Genomic DNA, 19,718 nt, shown 5'->3' on the forward strand with positions numbered 1-19,718 from the left:
AGTGAGTCCCGGCCCGGCAGATGCTCAGGGCCGGTCCCAGCGCCGGTGCAGCCACAGCCAGTCCGCCGGGCGCGCGGTGATCCAGCGCTCCAGCGCCTGGTTCATCTCGGTCATCATGGCCTCCGCCTCGGCTTGCTTGTCGCCCAGATCAGGGCGCTTCAATGCCGCTTCCACGGTCAGTCGGAAGCGCGCACCGCCCAGACGTTCGAGTTGGATCGGAAAGACTGGGGCGTCGTAGTCGATCGCCAGCTTGGCGATCCCCAGGTTGGTGCGCGCCGGCCGGCCGAAGAGCGGCAGGGCGACGCCCTGGCTGTTGCGCTGGTCGACGAGAACACCCAGGTTGAGCCCCTGCCGCAGCAGCTTCAGGGCCTGGCGGGCGCCGTCCACGCCTTTGGGGATCTTGCCCCAGTTGCCGGTCGGCCGCTCGCGGAAGAACAGCAGGATGCGCTGGATCAGCGGGTTGTTCACCGGCCGCGACACCACACTCAGGTTGTGGCCGGCGCGGTAGGCGGCGATCGGCATCAGTTCGAAATTGGCCATGTGGGCCGAGGCGACGATGAAGGGCCGCCCCGCCGCGCGCAGCGGGTCCAGCCGCTCGGCGCCGTGGACTTCCATGCGGCCGGAGGCAGGGTCGGCGATGGTGCCGAGATGCGGGTACTCAGCCACCATGCGCCCGAAGTTGTCCCACATCCCGACAAGAATGCGGCGCTTTTCCGCCTCGGTCATCTCCGGGAAGGCGATGGCCATATGATCGAGGGCGCGGCGGTTGACGCCCAGGCGCGGGCCGACGCTGCGGGCGGCCCAGCCGCCCAGCCCGGAAGCCCAGTCTACCGGCAGCAGCCAACAGAGCCCCAGCACCAGGCATTGTGCCAGGCCCTCGCCACCCTGGCGCAGGCGGCGCAGGGCGCGGTAAACCGGGTGTTGGCGGCGGGCCCAGCTCTTTCTCTTGGTCATCGCCCTGTTGCGGCTTCCGGGGAGGGGTTTTGATGATCCGCCGGCAGCACAGTCGCCAGCAGCGCATCCAGCGCCTGCTTGTCGTCCCAGGCGAGCGTGACGTCAAGCACGCTGATGTCCTCCGGCACGGCGGGGCGCAGGCGGGCGGCATCCTTCGCCGTGGTGACCAGCCTGGCGTCCAGGGCCTTTGCCGCCGCGCGCAGGCGCGCCAGAATCGCTTCGGAGTAAGGCTGGTGATCGGCGAAGGCCTCGCAGCCGGCCAGCTCCGCCCCGAGGCCGCGCAGGCTGTCGAAGAACTTCTCGGGCCGCCCGATTCCGGCGAAGGCGAACACTCTGCTGCCGGCAAGGCCGGTGTCCGCAGGCACCAGCCGCGCTCCGAGGACCTTCATGTCCGCGAGGAGGCGGCGCTGCGAGGCGGCAAGGCGGTCCTCGCCCACCATCACGACGGCGTCAGCGCGGGCCAGACCACTGCGCAGGCTCTCCCGCAAGGGACCGGCCGGGATGACGCGCCCGTTGCCGAAGCCGGTCGCACCGTCCACGACCAGCAGGGAGAGGTCTTTGTGCAGACCGGGGTTCTGAAAGCCGTCGTCCATCACGATGACCCCGGCGCCCGCGTCGGCGGCGGCGCGCGCGCCGGCGGCCCGGTCGCCGGCAACCCAGGTCGGCGCGGCGGCAGCCAGCAGCAGCGCCTCGTCCCCCACCAGATCCGCGTTGTGGTCTTCCGGACTGACCTGCAGCGGTCCTGCGGCGCTGCCGCCGTAGCCGCGGGTGAGTGCTGCAGGCTTCAGGCCCCGATCTTTCAGATCGGCGATCAGGGCCAGGGCGACCGGTGTCTTGCCGGCGCCGCCGGCGACAAGATTGCCGACACAGAGGACCGGGACCGGCGCCCGCCACGGCGCTGCGAAACGGCGCCGCAGAACCCCTGCCAGATGGTAAGCCTGGCCCAGCGGCGTCAGCAGCCGCGGCAACGCGCCGTCGCGGGACCAGAAATCAGGCGCGCGCACGGCGGTCCCGCGCCCCGTCCGCCTGACCCTTCGCTCCGCCGTTCGGACCGGCGTCCGGACCGGCGTCCGGACCGGCGTCCGGAGCCGCCTGCGTTTCTTCCTGGCCCAGGCTCCGCTCGGCCTCGTTGGTCAGGCGATTCAGGGACTCCTCGACGGCCTGGCGGCAGGACTCCAGCATCTCCGCGTCGGCGTCCCGCGGCACATAGATCGGCGGTCCCCAGTAGACCGGCGCCCGCGACAGCGGCAGCGGCAGGCAGAAGCGGTCCCAGGTGCTGAAGAGCTTGCGCGGCGCGGCGCTGCCGGTGAAAGCGACCATCGGCACGCCGGTGAGCTGGGCGGCCTTCACTGCCCCGGCCTTGGCCCGCATACGCGGGCCCTTCGGTCCGTCGGGCGTGATGGCCATGGGCATGCCGGCGCTGAGAAGCCGGCTCATCTCCCGCAGGGCCGCAGCCCCGCCGCGGCGGCTGGAGCCGAGCACCGTGGTGTAGCCGACACGCTCCAGCGCCCGGGCGATCAGGCGGCCGTCGCGATGCGCGGAGTTGAGGAAGCCGAGTTTCTTCGGCCGTTTGCGCCAGGCGCCGGCGACAAAGAACATCCGACCGTGCCAATAGCAGATGATCACCGGCTTGCCTGCTTCCAGCAGCGCGCGGGTCTCCGGATCGATGCGCCGCTGCCAGCGCACGGTCAGATAGAACAGCCAGATCAGCCCGGCCAGAACGACGGACAGGATTGCCTGGGCCTGATCGGTTTTCAGCCAGGTCTTGAGAATCTTCATGGCTTCAGCGGTTCGATCAGCACACCAACCTTAGGCCTGCGCCCGCAGGCTCTGGTCCGGCGAAGCCTCTCCGGGCGCTTTGGCTGCCGTGTCCTCCTGCTGGGCGAACTGCAGGGCATAGAGCTTGGCGTAGTGCCCGCCGCGGGCGAGCAGTTCCGCATGATTGCCCTGCTCCACGATCCGGCCGCTCTCCATCACATAGATGATGTCGGCATCCACCACGGTGGAGAGGCGGTGGGCGATGACGAAGGTCGTGCGCCCGGCCATCAGCGTGTTGAGAGCGGCCTGCACATGGCGCTCGGACTCGCTGTCCAGTGCGGAGGTGGCTTCGTCGAGCAGCAGGATCGGCGCGTCCTTGAGAATTGCGCGGGCGATGGCGACGCGCTGGCGCTGGCCGCCTGAGAGGTTGCTGCCGCGCGGGCCGACCTGGGTCTCGTAGCCGTTGGTGAGGTCCGTGATGAAGCCGTGGGCCCCGGCCATCTGGGCGGCCTTTTCGATTTCCTCGGCGCTGGCGCCGGGGCGGCCGTAGGCGATGTTGGCCCGCACCGTGTCGTCGAACAGGAGGATCTCCTGGCTGACCAGGGCGATGGAGCGCCGCAGCGAGTCCAGCGTGACGCTGCGAACGTCCTGCCCGTCGATGCTGACCTGACCGGCCTCCGGATCGTAAAACCGCGGGATCAGGTTGAGGATCGTCGACTTGCCGGCGCCGGAGGGCCCGACGAGGGCGACCGTCTTGCCGGCCGGCGCCTCCAGGTCGACGCCGTGGAGGGCAGCTTTCGCGCCGTCGTAGGAGAAGTGCACCTGCTCGAACCGGACCCGGCCGCCGGCGACTGCGAGTTCCCTCGCGTCCACCGGATCGCGGATTTCCTGCTCGCGGTCCAGCACCTCGAACACGCGCTGCGCCGCCGCCAGGCCGTTCTGCAGGATGGTGTTCAGCTTGCTCAGGCGCTTCAGCGGTTCGTAGGCCAGCAGCAGCGCGAAGATGAAGGCGAAGAGGGAGCCCGGTTCGCGGTTTCCGGCGATCACCTCGTTACCGCCGTAGAGGATGACCGCGGCAATGGCAAAGCCGCCCAGTGCCTCCGTGATCGGGTGCAGCACGTTGCTCACCCGCGCCTGCTTCATATTGAGCGCGAAGACCTCGTCGATGGCGCCCTGCGCGCGCTTGGACTCATAGCCTTCCATGACATAGGACTTCACGTGACGGATGCCCTGGAAGGCCTCGTCCAGCAGCGTCGTCAGGCGGCCGACCTGAATCTGGTTCTTGCCGGAAACCTTGCGCATGGAGCGGCCGACCCGCACCGAGGGTATGATCGCCAGGGGCAGCACCACACAGGTCAGCAGCGCCAGGAGCCAGTCCTCGTAGAACATCACGCCGATCAGCGCGACGGCGGTCAGGCTGTCCTTGCCGATGGCGGTCAGAGTGTTGGAGGTGGTGTGGCGCAGCAGGTTCACGTCGTTGATGAAGCGTGCGACCAGGGCGCCGGGGGCGTTGTGGTGGAAGAACGCCAGATCGGCGCCGATCAGGCTGTCGAAGAGCTGCTGCTGGATCTTGGCGACAACCCGGTGGCCGACGCTGCTCATCAGCACCGCCTGGCTATAGGTGGCAAAGCCGCGCAGCGTGAAAACGGCGATGGTGGTCAGCGCCACAGGGTAGAGCAGGTCCGCCCGCTTTTCGCCGAAGATGTCGTTGACCACCGGTTTGATGAGCTGGGTGAAGCCGGCGGTCGTGGCGGCCACGATCGCCATGCCGACAAGGGCCAGCGCGATCCGGTACTTGTGCTCGATCACATAGTCGCGCAGCAGGCGGTGGACCAGGATCTTGGTCGACTCGTCGCGAAGGTCGATCTTCTGCTTCGGGGATTTGCTTTTGTCTGACAATGCGCACCGTGCCGGCCCCCGGGCAGGGCCGGCCAAACACCGTTTCTGGATGGCGGAGCTTACCATGCGGCCCCGCGGGAGGTCACGGCTCAAGAGGCCGGATTCTTAACCCTTTCCGGCCATGCTGCGACGCACAAGAAGAGACGTTAGACAGCCCAGCGAAAGTCAGTATGATCCCGCCTTCCATGCCCGATTCGACCACCCTTGCCAGAGCCGCAAGACGGCTGCTGGTGATCTACAATCCGACCGCAGGCGGCAGCCGCCGGCGGCGCTTCGAAGCCGTGCTCGCCGACCTGGCCGACCTTGGCTGCGCCATGGACGTGCGCCCGACCACCGGTCCCGGGGATGCCGGGCACTTCGCCGCCGAGGCGGATGTCCAGGAGCACGACCTGGTGGTCGCCGCGGGCGGTGACGGGACCATCAACGAGGTGGTCAACGGGCTTGTTGCGCTGACGCCCCCTGAACGGCGCCCGCCTCTGGCGGTCCTGCCGCTCGGCACGGCCAACGTGCTGGCGGCGGAACTGGGCCTGCAGATCGTGCCGCAGCAGATCGCCCGGGTGATCGCCGGCGGAACGGTCCGTCCGGTCAGCCTGGGCCGCACCGAGGGCCCGGACGGTGAGGGCCGTATCTTCTCCCTGATGGCCGGCGCCGGGTTCGATGCGCGGGTGGTGGAGGGTCTGGACCTGCGCCTGAAGCGCCTGATCGGCAAGGGCGCCTACGTGGTGGAGAGCCTGCACCAGATGTGCCGCCGCCAGCCGCCGCCGCTCCAGATCACCGTGGACGGTGTGGCCTATGAGGCGGCTTCGGTGGTGGTCAGCAACGCGCGCTTCTACGCCGGGCGCTATCTCCTGGCGCCTGATGCGCGGATCGACGAACCGGAACTGCACGTCTGCCTGTTCCGCTACGGGGATGTCTTCAACACGCTGCGCTATGCCGTTGCCCTGCAGCGCGGTCACCTGCCGGTTTCGCGCGGCTTCGAGATCGTCACCGGTCAGGAAATCCGCATCGAAGGACAGTCCGATGCGCCGCTGCAGGCCGACGGCGACATCGTCGCCCGCCTGCCGGTGACGGTCCGCCCGCTGCCCGGCGCGCTGCGGATGGTCGGCGCCGCCTGACCGCGGTTTTCAGTTCTCGACACTGGGTCCCTGGCTTAGCTCCCTGGCTTAGCTCCCTGCCTCAGTTCCCGGCCAGGGTCATGCCGTCGATGCGCAGGGTCGGGGCATTGGTGGCGTACTTGAAGGTCAGGTCGTCCGCCGGGGTCAGGTTCAGGAACATATCCTTCAGGTTGCCGGCCACGGTGGCCTCGCTGATCGGCGTCGTCAGTTCGCCCTTTTCGATGCGGAAGCCCGTGGCACCGCGCGAGTAGTCGCCGGTGACGCCGTTGATGCCCATGCCCATCATGCTGGTGACGTAGAACCCCCGCTCGATGCCGCCCAGCAGATCGGCACGGCTGACGCTGCCCGGCGCCATGTAGAGGTTGGAGGTCGAGGGCGAGGGCGGGCTGGAGGTGCCGCGCGAGGCATGGCCGGTGCTCTTGAGGCCGAGCTGGCGCGCCGAACTCAGGTCCATGACCCAGGTCTGCAGGACGCCGTCCTCGACCAGGTTCATCTTGCCGTTGGCTAGGCCCTCGGCGTCGAAGGGTTTGGAGCCGAGGCCGTGGGGCCGGTGCGGGTCATCGATGATGGCGATGCCCTCGGCGAAAACCCGCTCGCCCATCCTGTCTTTCAGGAAGGAGGTGCCGCGGGCAATCGCCGGGCCGGAGATGGCGCCGGCGAAGTGGCGCAGCAGGCCCATGGAAACCCGCGGGTCGTAGACCACCGGAAGTCTTTCGGTTTCCGGCTTCTGCGCGCCGAGGCGCCGCACGGTGCGCTCGCCGGCGCTGCGGCCGACCTCTTCCGGGTCTTCCAGTTCCGCGCCGAAGACCGCGGTGGAAAACTCATAATCGCTTTCCATGCCCAGGCCTTCGCCGGCGACCACGGAGGTGCCGACCGAATGGCTCGAGCGGGCATAGCTGCCGACGAAACCGTTGGAGGTGACCAGGGTGATTCCGGCGCGGCTCCAGCCCGCTTCCGCGCCTTCGGAGTTGGTGACGCCCTTCACCGCGCGGGCGGCTTCCTCGCAGGCCCGGGCGCGCTCGATCAGCAGCTCGGCCGGCGGCTCCTCCGGATCGAGGATGTCCAGGTCCGGAAAGGCCCGCGCAAGCTCGCTTTCCTCGGCAAGCCCGCAGTAGGGGTCCTCGGGCACCACCCGGGCCATGGCCACGGCGCGCTCGACCAGTTGGCCCAGGCTCTCGGCGCTGAGATCGGTGGAGGAGACGATCGCCTGTCGTTTGCCGATCATGACCCTGAGACCGATGTCGTGACTCTCCTCGCGCTCCAGCTTCTCGGGCTTGCCCAGGCGTTGGGCGTGGGCGAGGCCGATGGATTCGAAATGGACGGCATCGGCGCCGTCGGCACCGGCCGTCTTGGCCTTGCTGATCAGGTCTTCAAGCAGGGAACGGGGGTCTTCGGAAAGGCTCATGGCGGGGTCGTCCTGGCGATCTTCACAGGCTTTGAATATAGGGCGGCGGCCGGCCGCTTGCACCCTGGCGGTTTCCGGTAGCCGTCCCGGCGTCGTCAGACGTCGTAGTAGAGCACGGGCAGGTAGCGGTCGGCGCCGCCCGGGCCCTTCACCGGCGAGCGCATCTTGCCGGCCAGGGTCGCCCCCATGGCGCGGTAGAAGCCCATGGCGAAGGGATCGCTCTCGATTTTCAGGCGCTTGATGCCCTCGCTGCGGGCCTTGGCCACCAGATCGTCCCAGAGCAATCGCCCGAGGCCATGACCGATGGCCGCCGGTTCGATGAAGAAGTGGCGCACGTCGGCCTCCTCCGGACGCCGTTCCGGGAGCAGGGCATAGAGGCCCAGAACGGTCGCTTCCTCGACCAGGACCACCACCCGGCCGGATTTCACATGCTCGGGCCGGATGGTCAGCTCATCGCGGCAGGCCTGGATGAAGTTCGGATCGTAGCCCCAATAGGCCTTGGAGCGCAGCGCCAGCGCCGTCAGCGCGCCGCATTCCCGGACCGCGGCAGGGCGCAGGAAACGACCGGATCCCTGGCCCGGCTTTCCGCCGGACCCCGACTCTTGGCCGGACATAGCGCATCGACCTCGTCGCTGCGGGCTGCCGCCGGCTTGCTTCGCGCCCATCGCACCGGTTCGGCCGCCCCTCTCTCCCGCACTTTGCATAGCCCGCGGCGGGAGGGGTGACAAAGGGTTTTCCGGGTTAGCCCTCTTGGGGGGGTGCGGTTGGGGGGAGCCGGCGTACTGTGCCGTTCCCCCGGTCTGAGGCGCCAAAAGCGCTCAGCACACCAGCTTCACCGTTGCTTCAGGCGGCGCGGCCAGGGGCCTTGGGTTCTGCCGCTGCCATCTGATTGACCGCGGAGATCACCGCATCAAGGGAAGCGACCACGATGTTGGCGTGGCGCCCCACGCCCCAGTAGACCGTGCCGTCGGCCGCTTCGGTTTCGACGTAGGCAATGGCTTTCGCATCGGCGCCGGCACTGATGGCGTGCTCGTGATAGTCGTGCACCTTGATGTCGATCCCGCATTCCTTGCCGAGCGCGTCGACGAAAGCGGCGATGGGGCCGTTGCCGGTGCCTTGAATCTCGCGGCGCTGTCCGTTTTCCTCAATCACCGCGGTCAGCAGGCGCTTCTCCGAGGCATGGGTGTCGGGCACGGAGCGATGCTCGACGAAGGCATAGGGCTGGCGCGGGCTCAGATAGGTGGCCTCGAAGAGCGACCAGATCTGCTGCGGCGTGATCTCCTTGCCGCTGGTGTCCGCCTGCTCCTGCACCTTCTGGGTGAAACTGGCCTGCAGCTTGCGCGGCAGGTCCAGGCCGTACTCGGTCTGCAGGATGTAGGCGACGCCGCCCTTGCCCGACTGGCTGTTGATGCGCACGACGGCCTCGTAGGTGCGGCCGACGTCCTGCGGGTCGATGGGCAGGTAGGGCACCTCCCAGAGGCCGGAGTTGCTCTGCTTCAAGGCCGCCATGCCCTTCTTGATGGCGTCCTGGTGAGAGCCGGAGAAGGCGGTGTAGACCAGATCGCCGGCGTAGGGGTGGCGCTGGTGGACCGGCAACTGGTTGCAGTACTCCGCCGTCTCGCGCACCCGGTCGATGTCGGAGAAGTCGATGCCCGGATCGATGCCCTGGGTGAAGAGGTTCAGGCCCAGGGTGACGACATCGACGTTGCCGGTACGCTCGCCGTTTCCGAACAGCGTGCCCTCGATGCGGTCGGCGCCGGCCATCACGCCCAGCTCGGCGGCGGCCACGCCGGTGCCGCGGTCGTTGTGGGGATGCAGCGACAGCACGATCGATTCGCGGTTCTTGATGTTGCGGTGGAACCACTCGATCTGATCGGCGTAGATGTTCGGCGTCGACATCTCTACCGTCGCCGGCAGGTTGAAGATGACCTTGTTCTCCGGCGTCGGCTGCCAGACGTCCATCACCGCTTCGCAGACATCCTTGGCAAAGTCCATCTCGGTGCCGGTGAAGCTTTCCGGCGAGTACTGGTGGATGATCTCGGTGCCGCTGACCTGCGCCGTCAGGTCCCGGATCTGCTCCGCGCCCTTCACTGCGATGTCGACGATGCCGGCGCGGTCGAGCCCGAAGACCACCCGCCGCTGCAGGGTGGAGGTGGAGTTGTAGAGATGGACGATGACCCGCTTGGCCCCTTCGATGCTCTCGAAGGTGCGCTCGATCAGGTGCTCGCGCGACTGGGTCAGGACCTGGATGGTGACGTCGTCGGGCACCAGATCGTCTTCGATCAGTTCGCGCACGAAGTCGAAGTCGGTCTGCGAGGCGGAGGGGAAGCCGACCTCGATCTCCTTAAAGCCCATCTCAACCAGAAGACTGAACATGCGGCGCTTGCGCGGGCCGTCCATGGGTTCGATCAGTGCCTGATTGCCGTCGCGCAGGTCGACGGAACACCAGATCGGCGGTGCGGTGATCACCCGGCCCGGCCACTGGCGGTCGGGCAGGTCGATGGGTTTGAAGGCGGCGTACTTGTCGCTGGGGTTTACCGCCCCGCCCTGTGTGGGGCTCTGTGCGGGCCCCTGGGCGGGGGTCTTGCGCGGCGTCTCGCGGGTCATGGTCTTGCTCCTTGGTGCCGGCCGGGGCGGACTGTCACGATTTCCTCGGAAGTCCGGCGTCCCGCCGGCAGGTGTCTCTTAAAGTCTGTGTCTCGGGTCTCTGTGGCCTCGGCTACAGCCGCTGCGGCGCCACCTCATGTCTGACCGACAGGGCGCAGCGGCCGCCGATAAGTCGGAGCCGGGCGTAACGACCCGCAAGACCGCCGGCAGGCCCGGGCCTCAGGCAGCCGCGCATAATGCTAACATTTTGAAATTTTGAGCTTTCGGAAAGTCTGGCGCTCATCGGAGCGAACCTTTTTCAGGGCTTGGGATTGTCGGACGACGGCTTTACCCGGCGCGCACTTCAGGCGGCCGGGGCAATAAGTCGAAGCGACAGAAGTCCCTGAATTCCGGTCATAGTCTGGGGACCCTAGGCGCCGGGCCGCCGCCGGTCAAGGGCTTTGCCCCTTGCGGCGGCACGGGGTTGGCTGCGCAAAATCCGGATAGACGTGCCCTGTTGCCGGCGCCAGCCTGCGGCCGGACTCCGCCGGCCGCACGGGGTTCTCCCTCTCTGACTCTGTCGTAGGATCGCTAAAAATGGCCTGGATCGAGCGCGGTTTTCTCAACCGCTTGAACAAGCAGAACCCCCGCCAGTTCGGCTGGCTGCGCGACGCCGCCGGGGCCAGCCCCGGCATCTTCTGGAAGCTCCTGTTCTTCTTTCCCCTGGCCGGTCACCGGCGTGCGGCCTCGCGCGCGCTCATCACCATGGCGCGGCTCGGCGCGCTCCGCGCGCAGGACTGCGGCGACTGCCTGCAGGTGGCGGTCGACTACGCCAAGAAGGACGGCATTCCCGCCGATCGCATCCAAGCGGCCCTGCGCAACGCCAACAGCCTGCCGCCGGCCGAGCGCCTGGCGCTGGACTACGGCCAGGCGGTCGCCGGAAGCTGGCCGGACCTCGCCGCGCGGGTCGAGGCCGTGCGCCGCGAGTTCGGCGAAGCGGTTTTGGCCGAGCTTGCTTTCGCCGTGGCGACGGCAAGCCTCTTCCCGCTCGCCAAGCGGGGTCTTGGCGTGGCGGCTGCCTGCGACCTGGATGCGATCCGCGTCTAGGCACCAAGGAAGAGAATCAGTCACCCAAACGTATCTTCCGTTAGGACGCCGCATTGTCCCTGCGGAGCCTTTCCGATGCTTGACCTCAAACCAGTGGAACCCCTGGCGCCACGCCACGCCCTGACCATCCTCCTGCCGCCGGACCCGGTGCTTTTCGAGTTCGCCACGGCCTTCAGCGTCTTCGCAATCGGCGCCCGCGGTCGCTACCGCGTGCGCTCCTGCCATGCGGGCCGCGGGCCGCTGCAGCCGCACGGGGGCATGACGCTCGGCGTGGAGGAAGGGCTTGCGGCGGTCGAGACGGCGCAGACCGTGGTGGTTCCCGGAACCATGGCCGATCTGGACCGGGACTTTACCGACGGCCTTCCTCCCGACCTGTTCGCAGCCCTGCGCCGCGCCCACGCGCGCGGCTGCCGTATCGCATCGCTCTGCACCGGCTCTTTCGTGCTCGCCGCCGCCGGGCTGCTCGACGGCCGCCGTGCCACCACGCACTGGAAGTGCGTTGACGGCATGGCGGCGTTCTTTCCCAGGGTGCGGGTCGACCCCAATGTGCTCTATGTTGACGAGGGCGATATCCTGACCGCCGCCGGCGTGACGGCGGGCATCGACCTCTGCCTGCACATGGTGCGCTGCGACTTCGGGCAGGCCTTGGCCAACGAGATCGCCCGCCACATGGTTTTCGGCCCCCACCGCGGCGGCGAGTACGCCCAGCAGATCCCCTGCGCGCTGGGGCCGGCGCGGTCCTGCAGCCTGGAGCCGACGCGGCGCTGGGTGCTGGAACACCTGACCCGGCCCCTGACGGTGGCGCAGATGGCAGCCCATGCCTGTCTCTCGGTGCGGGCCTTCACCCGCCGCTTCCAGGCCGAGACCGGTTGCCCCCCGCTGCGCTGGTTGGCAGCCCAGCGCCTGCGTCTGGCGCGTCAGATGCTGGAAACCTCCGACCTGATGGTCGAGGAAGTGGCGCTGCGTTGTGGCTTCGGTTCCGCGCTCACCCTGCGCAAGCACTTCAGGCGGCATTTCGACGCCACGCCGCAGGCTTACCGCCGCGCCTTTCGCGAACAGCGCCGGCAGCGCGCCCTGTCCTCGGCGGCCTGAGGAGAGGGCCCGGCTGCAGCCCTGCAGCCGCAGCATTTCGGACTCCAAGCGTTCCCTTTCGGCCAGACGGAAGCCGCCCCCCTGTTGCCGGCGGCACTGCTTCGCTACCTGGGTCGCGGACACAGCCGCGGAACAGGAGAGCAGATGCCCGACGCATACGAGACGCTTTCGTACGACACCCTGCGTTTCCACAGGGACGGCCCGATCGGCTGGCTGGAACTGAGGCGCCCGCAAAGACTGAACGCGATTGCCATGCGCGGCGTCGAGGAACTGCTGGACGTGGCGCAGCGGGTCGCCGCCGATCCCGTCCTGCGCATGGTTGCCATTACCGGCCAGGGCCGGGCCTTTTCCACCGGCATCGACCTGAAGGATCTGGCGGCGGGCCTGATCGAGCCCCGCTACTTCGATCTCTGGGAGCGGACGCTGCGGGTCTTCGAGACTATGGACAAGCTCGTCCTCTGCCTGATTCGCGGCTATGCCCTCGGCGGCGGGCTGCAGCTCGCGCTCGCGGCCGACCTGCGGGTCTGCACGCCCTCGGCCAGGCTTGGCCTGCCGGCGATCAAGGAAGGGCTGATCCCCGGCCTCGGCACCTGGCGGCTGGCCCGCTACATCGGCCTGGGGCGCGCCAAGGCGATGATCATCGGCGGTGCCATGATCGACGGAACAGAAGCGCAGCGCATCGGCCTGGTCGATCACCTCGTTGAGGAAGGCGAGGCCGAGACTGCTTTCGAGGCTCTGATTGCCGACTACGCAGGCACCAACTCGGCGGGCTGCCGCTACGCCAAGGCGTTGCTTGCGGATTGCTTTGATGTTGGCTTTGGCCACTTCTTCGCCAATTACCTCGCCCTGCAGCGGCGCGCGCTCGAAAGCGCCGACTTCGCCGAGGCCATGACGGCCTACCGCGAAGACCGGCCGGCAGTCTGGGGGTAAGGCCATGGCGACCGAGAACCACGCGGGTCTGGACCCCATCGAGACCGCTAGCCGGGACGAGATCACCGCGCTGCAGGTCGCGCGGCTGAAGTCTGTGCTGGCCAATGCCTATGACAGGGTGCCCCACTACCGGCAGAAGTTCGAAGCCGCCGGCGTGCACCCCGCCGACTTCCGCGAGCCGGCGGACCTGGCGAAGTTTCCCGCCACCACCAAGGAGGATCTGCGCCAGACCTATCCCTTCGGCCTCTTTGCCCTGCCGATGGACCGGGTGATCCGCCTGCACGCGTCCAGCGGGACCACCGGCAAGCCCACGGTGGTGGGCTACTCGCGCCGCGACATCGAGACCTGGGCCGGGCTCATGGCGCGCTCGATCCATGCCGCCGGCGGGCGGCCTGGCGACCGGGTCCATATCGCCTACGGCTACGGCCTCTTCACCGGCGGGCTGGGTGCGCACTACGGGGCCGAGCGCCTGGGCTGCACGGTGGTGCCGGTCTCCGCCGGCCAGACGCTGCGGCAGGTGCAGCTGATCCAGGACTTCGCGCCAGACATCATCATGTGCACGCCTTCCTATATGCTGAACCTGGCCGATGCCTTCGAAGCGCAGGGACAGGACCCGGCCCGGACCTCGCTGCGGATCGGCATCTTCGGGGCGGAGCCCTGGTCCGAACCTATGCGGCAGGAGATCGAGCGGCGCTGCGGGCTCAACGCAGTGGACGTCTACGGTCTCTCGGAGGTGATCGGCCCCGGAGTGGCCTGCGAGTGCGTGGAGGCCAAGGACGGCCCGGTGATCTGGGAGGATCACTTCTACCCCGAGATCGTCGACCCGGAGAACGGCACAGTGCTGGAGGACGGGCAGGAGGGGGAACTGGTCTTCACCACCCTGACCAAGGAGGCGTTGCCGCTGATCCGCTATCGCACCCGGGATCTCACCCGGCTGCTGCCGCCGACCGCGCGCTCCATGCGGCGCTTCGCGAAGATCACCGGGCGCTCGGACGACATGATCATCCTGCGCGGCGTCAATGTCTTTCCCAGCCAGTTCGAGGAACTGCTGCTGGGCGACACGCGCCTGGCTCCGCACTATCAGTTGGAGCTTCTGCGCAAGGGCGCGCTCGACGCCCTGACCCTGAAGGTGGAGCCGCGCGACGCCGGCGGCCTGGCCCAGGGGCCGGAGATCGCCCGCGAGCTGTGCGAGCGTGTGAAGCAGACGATCGGCGTCACCAGCGAGGTCTGCCTGCTGCCGCCGGGCAGCATCCAGCGTTCCGAAGGCAAGGCGGTGCGCGTCGTCGACCGGCGGGAGTGATTTAGGCCGTACTCGACGTGCGTCGATGCGGTTCCAGCCCGCTCCCCCTCCCGGCCACCCATAGGATACTGGTGTTGGGTGGCCGGGAGGGGGAGCGGGCCGGTGCCGTCAAAACCCATGGACCCTAAACAAAGCCCACCGTGACGAAGAGCATGTTGACCTGATCGTCGTCGTCGGAGAGCGGCATGATCAGGTCTTCGGTGGTGAGGAATTCCTTGTTCTTGCCGACATAGGGCACGTCGCTGCTGAGCGGTGCCTTGGAGTCGAAAACCTGACGGCAGGAGGACCAGATTCGGCTGGGCGCTTTCTGATGCGGGATGCTGCTCATCCAAAGGCCCGTGTAGCTGCCCATCATGTGCTCGTCCATCTTGGTGCCGATCAGCCGGTAGCGGAAGTCCAGGGGCTCGGCCCGCACGTCGAGCAGGAAGATGTGCGGCAGGATCTTCAGAATCTCCGAAGGATCGATGTCGCAGCGCGCGGGCATGCACCGGCTGCCGCGTTTGGCGTTCCAGTAGTCGAAGCCCTGCTGATTGATGGGGGACTTCAGGGCCAGCAGTGGGATGCTGCTGTTGGCGGGAGCGTTGCTGTTCACCGCGAAGCGTAGTCTCTCAAAATGCGGCTATGAAAGTCTTAGGTGGTTGAAATCTAAACAAATTTGTTTAGGCCGACTGCAATAATCGCGTAGCTCTAATGAACAAATGTAACGCGAATCGGCATTATTTCCAAATCGTCTTCCCGCTTCCCGGCAGCCCCAGCTCTGGCCAGAGGCGGTCGATCCGGTCGATAACGTCCTGGTCCATGCGGATTTCCCGGCCCCACTCGCGCTTGGTCTCCGGCGGCCACTTGTCGGTGGCGTCGAGCCCGATCTTGGAGCCCAGGCCGTCTTCCGGCGAGGCGAAGTCGAGATAGTCGATGGGGGTCTGCTCGATCAGGGTGATGTCGCGGGCCGGGTCCATCTTGGTCGAGATGGCCCACATCACGTCCTTCCAATCGCGGGCGTTCACGCCGTCGTCCACCACGATCACCCACTTGGTGTACATGAACTGGCGCAGATAGGACCACACGCCCAGCATCACCCGCTTGGCGTGGCCGGGATAGGCCTTCTTCATCGACACCACGGCGATGCGGTAGCTGCAGCCCTCCGGCGGCAGCCAGAAATCGGTGATCTCCGGGAACTGCTGCTGCAGGAGCGGCACGAAGACCTCGTTCAGACCTTCGCCGAGGACCGAGGGCTCGTCCGGCGGGCGCCCGGTGAAGGTGGAGAGATAGATCGGGTCGCGCCGCATGGTGACGGCGGTCACGGTGAAGACGGGGAAGGGCTCGGCGGCGTTGTAGTAGCCGGTGTGATCGCCGTAGGGGCCTTCCTCGGCGGTCTCCTCCAGCGAGACCTCGCCCTCCAGCACGATCTCGGCCTCTGCCGGCACCTTCAGCGGCTGGGTCTTGCAGTCTACGAGATCGACCTTGCGGCCGCGCAGCAGGCCGGCGAAGTGATATTCCGAGAGGGTATCGGGCACCGGGGTGACGGCGGCCAGGATGGTGCCGGGATCGGCGCCGATCACCGCTGCGGCCGGCAGCGGCGCCGGCTTCTGCTCTTTCCAGCGCCGGTGGTGCTGGGCGCCGCCGCGGTGCTTCAGCCAGCGCATGATGGTCCTGTTGCGGCCGATCACCTGCATGCGGTAGATGCCGAGGTTGAAGGCATCGCTCTTGTCGCCGCCGGGGTTGGGCCCCTGGGTGACAACGAGAGGCCAGGTGATCAGCGGCGCCGGCTCGCCCGGCCAGCAGGTCTGCACGGGCAGGCGGGCGAGGTCGATGTCGTCGCCGGTCAGCACCACGTCCTGGCAGGGGCCGTAGCCGGCGGTCTTGGGTTTCATCGCCAGCACCGACTTCAGCAGCGGCATGTGCTGCCAGGCCTCGCGCAGGCTGCCCGGCGGCTCCGGCTGGCGCAGGAAGGCCAGGGTCTCGCCCACCTCGCGCAGCTGCCCGGGCTCGCGGTCCATGCCCCAGGCGACCCGCTCGACCGTGCCGAAGAGGTTGACCAGCACCGGCATCTCCGCCTTGCGGCCGTCGGCATGGACGACGTTCTCAAACAGCACCGCCGGGCCGCCCTCGGCCAGCAGGCGGGTCTGGATCTCGGTCATCTCCAGTTCCGGCGCCACCGGCGCGCTGACCCGCACCAGCCGGCCGTCACGCTCCAGCCGCGCGATGAAGTCCCGCAAAGACGCAAAAGGCATTTAGGGCCTGTAGCCAGTTAGGTTGCGGGTTTGGCGGAAGCGGAATTTGGTCTGGGTTAGGAGAGGAAAGCGCCGTGGTGTGGACCACCACAAGCTCTTCTCGACGCGGCCCAGACCAAAATCCGCCCCGTCCCTTTGGGATATGGCGAAATCGGGCTGCTGCCGCGTCGCTCCTCCTCGAATATGCTTTAGCATGTCCATCGTTGTCGCTCCTAACAGCAGGCCGATCTCGCTCATACCAAAGCCCGCAACCTAACTGGCTACAGGCCCTTAGTCCCGCTCGACCTGCAGCACCGTGCCATCGATGGCGACCACCTTCACCCTTGTGCCGGCGGGCAGGTCCTCGCCCTCCACCTTCCAGCGCGTGTCGTCGATGTGCAGCAGGCCGGTGCCGTCCTTGATGGGCTCGCGCAGCGTGAAGGTGCGCCCGACGTAGCCGGCGCCGCGCTTGTTGAGGTTCGGCTGATCGCTCGGCACCGGGGTGCGGTTGCGGGCATAGAAGCGCCAGGCGTAGATCGAGACCACCGAGACCACGGCGAAGAGCAGAAGCTGCATCTGCCACATCATGTCCGGTGCGATCAGCAGCACCAGGCCGACGACGCCCGCGGCGATGCCCATCCAGAGGAAGATGGCGCCGGGGGCGAAGACCTCGATGCCGATCAGGAAGATCCCGATGACCCACCAGTTCCAGTATTCGATCTGTTCGAAGCTGATCATGAGCGCGGGCTCCCGCTGCCCCCGGGAGCGCCACCACCGGTGTTGTCGTTGCCGCTGGGCGGCTCCCAGGGACCGCGCGCGGCCTCGCGCTGCTCCATCGACTCGCGCGCGATCTCGGCGATGCCGCCGATGGCCCCGATGACCCCGGCGGCGTCGACCGGCAGGAAGAAGGTCTTCTGGTTGGCGGAGTCGGCGAACTTGCCGAGTGCGTCGACATAGCGTTGGGCGACGAAGTAGTTCACCGCGTTCACGTCGCCGCGGGCGATGGCCTGGGAGACCATGGCCGTCGCCTTGGCCTCCGCCTCGGCCTCGCGCTCGCGTGCCTCGGCGTCGCGGAAGGCAGCTTCGCGGCGCCCCTCGGCGGCCAGGATCTCGGCCTGCTTCATGCCCTCGGCGCGCAGGATCTCGGCCTGCCGGTCGCCTTCGGCCACCAGCACGGTGGCGCGCTTGTCGCGCTCCGCCTTCATCTGGCGGGCCATGGAATCGACCAGGTCGGCGGGCGGCGTGATGTCCTTGATCTCGATGCGCGTCACCTTCACGCCCCAGGGCTCCGTCGCGTCGTCGACCACCTGCAGCAAGCGCGTGTTGATGCTGTCGCGGTTGGACAGCAGCTCGTCCAGGTCCATGGAGCCCATGACCGTGCGGATGTTGGTCATGGTCAGGTTCAGGATCGCGCGCTCCAGGTTGCGCACCTCATAGGCCGCCTGGGCGGCGTTCAGCACCTGATAGAAGACCACGCCGTCGACCTGCACCAGGGCGTTGTCGCGGGTGATGACCTCCTGGGAGGGCACGTCCAGCACCGTCTCCATCATGTTGAGCTGGGCGCCGATGCGGTCGATGATGGGCAGGATCATACCCAGCCCGGGGGGCAGGGTCTTGGTGTAGCGCCCGAAGCGTTCGATGGTGTACTCGTAGCCCTGCGGCACCGCCTTGACGCTCATCGAGACGATGATGATCGCCAGGATGACAATGGCGATCACAAGGATGCCGAAGCCGCTGATATCGATTGGCATGGTTGCGGTGTCCCCCTTCTTGAATCCGCTCTACTGACTGCCCAGATCGACTTTGAGTCGAGGCCGCCCCGCAATCAAGAACTATCGGTTTGGTTCCAGGGCAGGAGGCCGACTCTATCCTGTGTTGTAAAGCCAGTAAAAGGGCGGTCTGGTCTTGGTCCCGGTCGCTCGGAGCGGCCAGGGCGGGCATGAAAGCCGGGCAAGAAAAGGGCGCCGGTACCACAATCTCGGTAGACCGGATTAACCAAGATGCAATGCCGTTTTGGCACTATACATGACGCGCGCTTTTTTCCTATTGTTGACAGTGTCTTGGCAGGAATCGCGCGGAGTCGCCCGGGCGGCCGGCGCAGGATGCCAGAGGCGTCTTCAGACCGGGGCACCTTTTCAAGTTGAGAGGCTTGAACCTGATGATGCAGTACTATGTTGTCGGCGGTGAATACACCGATACGCGCTTTCGCGAAACCGTCGGCGGAAACGAGGAGTGGTTTGGTCCCTTCACCGACTACGAAGCGGCGAAGGCGGAATGGGCCAGACATGCCTGGCAGACGGTCGATGACTGCACAACCCGCTATCGGATCGAATGCATCGACAACGACGGGCCGCCGCCCTGCACCGACTAGCGGGCGGGAGGCGCGGTCCGGTACCGGACCGCTCCGTCGCTCCAAAGTCGACGGGCCAGCGGGCGCCGGCAAGGGCCGGTAAGGGCCGGTAAGGGAACGAGACCGACGCGCCATGCCCTGGCCGCTTCCTGAAACCGACGACGCACGCCTGCGGCTGGCCAAGGGCTATCCCTACGCCGCGCCCGGCGCCTCCTATCTCTACCGCGACGGTGAGGCTGTCCCGCTGACCGCCGATATCGGACCGGCGCTGCTGCAGGGCCGGGTGCCGGTCATTGCCCATGGCTCCAACCGGGCACCGGAACAGATTCACCGCAAGTTCTCCCACCTCTCCGGCGCCGGGTCCGAGATCCCGGTGACCCGCGCCGTCCTCGGCGATCACGACGTCGTCTACTCCGCCCATATGACGCGCTACGGCGCGGTCTCGGCAACGCTGCACGCCGCGCCGGGCACCCGGGTGACGGTCTTCGTCACCTGGCTCAGCGAGGCGCAGCTGCCGCGCATGCACGAAACCGAGCTGGGGCTCGGCAACTACGCCTACGGGCGCATGACGGGGATCGACCTCGCGGTCGAGGGCGGCCCGCACTTGAAGGCAGCCTTCGCCTACCTTTCGGTGCACGGCTGCCTCGCGGACCCCGAAGCCGATGATGCGCCGCTGGCGCTGGCCGCGGTGCCGGCCGAGGACCGCCGCCATCGGGCCGTCCATCAGGAATCGGCCCTCGGCGTTCTGCGCGACCGCCACGCGCCGGAGGCGGAACTGGACGGCCTCATCCTCACCGCCATCGCCGACACCGCCAAGCGCCGCCGCCTGATCGAAACCCTGCAGGCCGCCGCCGTGCCCTGGGAAGTCCCGGGCTTCGAGATGATCCTGCGCTAACGCGGCAGCCGGTGCCGGCAACCGGCTAATCAGATCACGCGTATTGTCCGCGATTGCGTTCGCCTCTAAATTGCTGTGGGCTTACCCTCCGTTTCCCGCCTGCTCAACTGGAGACGC

General features: G+C 67.5%; 18 protein-coding genes. 7 read left to right on the forward strand and 11 right to left on the reverse strand.

Annotation, left to right across the window (positions count from 1 at the left end; translation table 11 throughout):
* Positions 1-24: 24 nt before the first annotated feature.
* The 4 genes from Q0982_RS15540 to Q0982_RS15555 are packed head-to-tail and all read right to left on the reverse strand — an operon-like array spanning position 25 to position 4,611.
* On the reverse strand, positions 25-954 hold the full coding sequence (locus Q0982_RS15540) for a lipid A biosynthesis lauroyl acyltransferase (protein WP_299397025.1): 930 nt from the start codon (positions 952-954) through the stop codon (positions 25-27).
* Positions 951-1,958: a tetraacyldisaccharide 4'-kinase gene (gene lpxK / locus Q0982_RS15545; protein WP_299397027.1), complete on the reverse strand. Its 1,008-nt coding sequence runs from the start codon at positions 1,956-1,958 to the stop codon at positions 951-953. Before lpxK ends, Q0982_RS15540 begins: the two co-directional genes overlap by 4 nt.
* Complete coding sequence (locus tag Q0982_RS15550) at positions 1,945-2,733, reverse strand: lysophospholipid acyltransferase family protein (RefSeq protein ID WP_299397028.1); 789 nt, start codon at positions 2,731-2,733, stop codon at positions 1,945-1,947. Before Q0982_RS15550 ends, lpxK begins: the two co-directional genes overlap by 14 nt.
* Before the next feature lie 30 nt (positions 2,734-2,763).
* Positions 2,764-4,611 (reverse strand): ABC transporter ATP-binding protein, encoded by a 1,848-nt coding sequence (locus Q0982_RS15555; protein WP_299397030.1) that lies wholly within the window; start codon positions 4,609-4,611, stop codon positions 2,764-2,766.
* Positions 4,612-4,796: 185 nt separating this feature from the next.
* On the opposite strand from Q0982_RS15555, the gene Q0982_RS15560 reads away from it, so the two are divergent.
* Positions 4,797-5,726: a diacylglycerol kinase family protein gene (locus Q0982_RS15560; RefSeq protein ID WP_299397031.1), complete on the forward strand. Its 930-nt coding sequence runs from the start codon at positions 4,797-4,799 to the stop codon at positions 5,724-5,726.
* Positions 5,727-5,787: 61 nt separating this feature from the next.
* On the opposite strand, the gene Q0982_RS15565 is transcribed toward Q0982_RS15560, so the two are convergent.
* The 3 genes from Q0982_RS15565 to leuA all read right to left on the reverse strand — a co-directional run bounded on the left by Q0982_RS15565 (position 5,788) and on the right by leuA (position 9,738).
* Complete coding sequence (locus Q0982_RS15565) at positions 5,788-7,131, reverse strand: TldD/PmbA family protein (protein ID WP_299397033.1); 1,344 nt, start codon at positions 7,129-7,131, stop codon at positions 5,788-5,790.
* A gap of 95 nt (positions 7,132-7,226) precedes the next feature.
* The gene (locus Q0982_RS15570; protein WP_299397035.1) at positions 7,227-7,745 is read right to left on the reverse strand and encodes a GNAT family N-acetyltransferase; all 519 of its coding nucleotides are present in this window, start codon (positions 7,743-7,745) and stop codon (positions 7,227-7,229) included.
* A gap of 229 nt (positions 7,746-7,974) precedes the next feature.
* Positions 7,975-9,738 (reverse strand): 2-isopropylmalate synthase, encoded by a 1,764-nt coding sequence (gene leuA, locus Q0982_RS15575; RefSeq protein ID WP_299397036.1) that lies wholly within the window; start codon positions 9,736-9,738, stop codon positions 7,975-7,977.
* 576 nt (positions 9,739-10,314) lie between these two features.
* On the opposite strand from leuA, the gene Q0982_RS15580 reads away from it, so the two are divergent.
* From Q0982_RS15580 to paaK, 4 genes are all read left to right on the forward strand, one after another.
* Positions 10,315-10,824 (forward strand): carboxymuconolactone decarboxylase family protein, encoded by a 510-nt coding sequence (locus Q0982_RS15580; protein ID WP_299397038.1) that lies wholly within the window; start codon positions 10,315-10,317, stop codon positions 10,822-10,824.
* A 75-nt stretch (positions 10,825-10,899) separates the two neighbouring features.
* Positions 10,900-11,916 (forward strand): GlxA family transcriptional regulator, encoded by a 1,017-nt coding sequence (locus Q0982_RS15585; protein ID WP_299397040.1) that lies wholly within the window; start codon positions 10,900-10,902, stop codon positions 11,914-11,916.
* A 144-nt stretch (positions 11,917-12,060) separates the two neighbouring features.
* Entirely contained in the window at positions 12,061-12,846 is a 786-nt protein-coding gene (locus Q0982_RS15590; protein ID WP_299397042.1) for an enoyl-CoA hydratase/isomerase family protein, read from the forward strand.
* A gap of 4 nt (positions 12,847-12,850) precedes the next feature.
* The gene (paaK, locus tag Q0982_RS15595; RefSeq protein WP_299397043.1) at positions 12,851-14,146 is read left to right on the forward strand and encodes a phenylacetate--CoA ligase PaaK; all 1,296 of its coding nucleotides are present in this window, start codon (positions 12,851-12,853) and stop codon (positions 14,144-14,146) included.
* A 124-nt stretch (positions 14,147-14,270) separates the two neighbouring features.
* On the opposite strand, the gene Q0982_RS15600 is transcribed toward paaK, so the two are convergent.
* The 4 genes from Q0982_RS15600 to Q0982_RS15615 form a co-directional block, all read right to left on the reverse strand.
* The gene (locus Q0982_RS15600; protein WP_299397045.1) at positions 14,271-14,738 is read right to left on the reverse strand and encodes a PAS domain-containing protein; all 468 of its coding nucleotides are present in this window, start codon (positions 14,736-14,738) and stop codon (positions 14,271-14,273) included.
* A gap of 124 nt (positions 14,739-14,862) precedes the next feature.
* Complete coding sequence (locus tag Q0982_RS15605; protein ID WP_299397046.1) at positions 14,863-16,377, reverse strand: UbiD family decarboxylase; 1,515 nt, start codon at positions 16,375-16,377, stop codon at positions 14,863-14,865.
* A gap of 270 nt (positions 16,378-16,647) precedes the next feature.
* The gene (locus Q0982_RS15610; RefSeq protein ID WP_299397048.1) at positions 16,648-17,094 is read right to left on the reverse strand and encodes an NfeD family protein; all 447 of its coding nucleotides are present in this window, start codon (positions 17,092-17,094) and stop codon (positions 16,648-16,650) included.
* Complete coding sequence (locus tag Q0982_RS15615) at positions 17,091-18,107, reverse strand: SPFH domain-containing protein (RefSeq protein WP_322097041.1); 1,017 nt, start codon at positions 18,105-18,107, stop codon at positions 17,091-17,093. Before Q0982_RS15615 ends, Q0982_RS15610 begins: the two co-directional genes overlap by 4 nt.
* A 389-nt stretch (positions 18,108-18,496) precedes the next feature.
* Between Q0982_RS15615 and Q0982_RS15620 the strand changes: the two genes are divergently transcribed.
* Both Q0982_RS15620 and Q0982_RS15625 read left to right on the forward strand, forming a co-directional pair.
* The gene (locus Q0982_RS15620; protein WP_299397049.1) at positions 18,497-18,727 is read left to right on the forward strand and encodes a DUF4170 domain-containing protein; all 231 of its coding nucleotides are present in this window, start codon (positions 18,497-18,499) and stop codon (positions 18,725-18,727) included.
* 112 nt (positions 18,728-18,839) lie between these two features.
* Positions 18,840-19,601, forward strand: a complete 762-nt coding sequence (locus tag Q0982_RS15625; RefSeq protein WP_299397051.1) for a hypothetical protein — start codon at positions 18,840-18,842, stop codon at positions 19,599-19,601.
* Positions 19,602-19,718: the final 117 nt, after the last annotated feature.

This window comes from Pelagibius sp. (assembly GCF_028281305.1).
GTDB lineage: Bacteria > Pseudomonadota > Alphaproteobacteria > Kiloniellales > Kiloniellaceae > Pelagibius.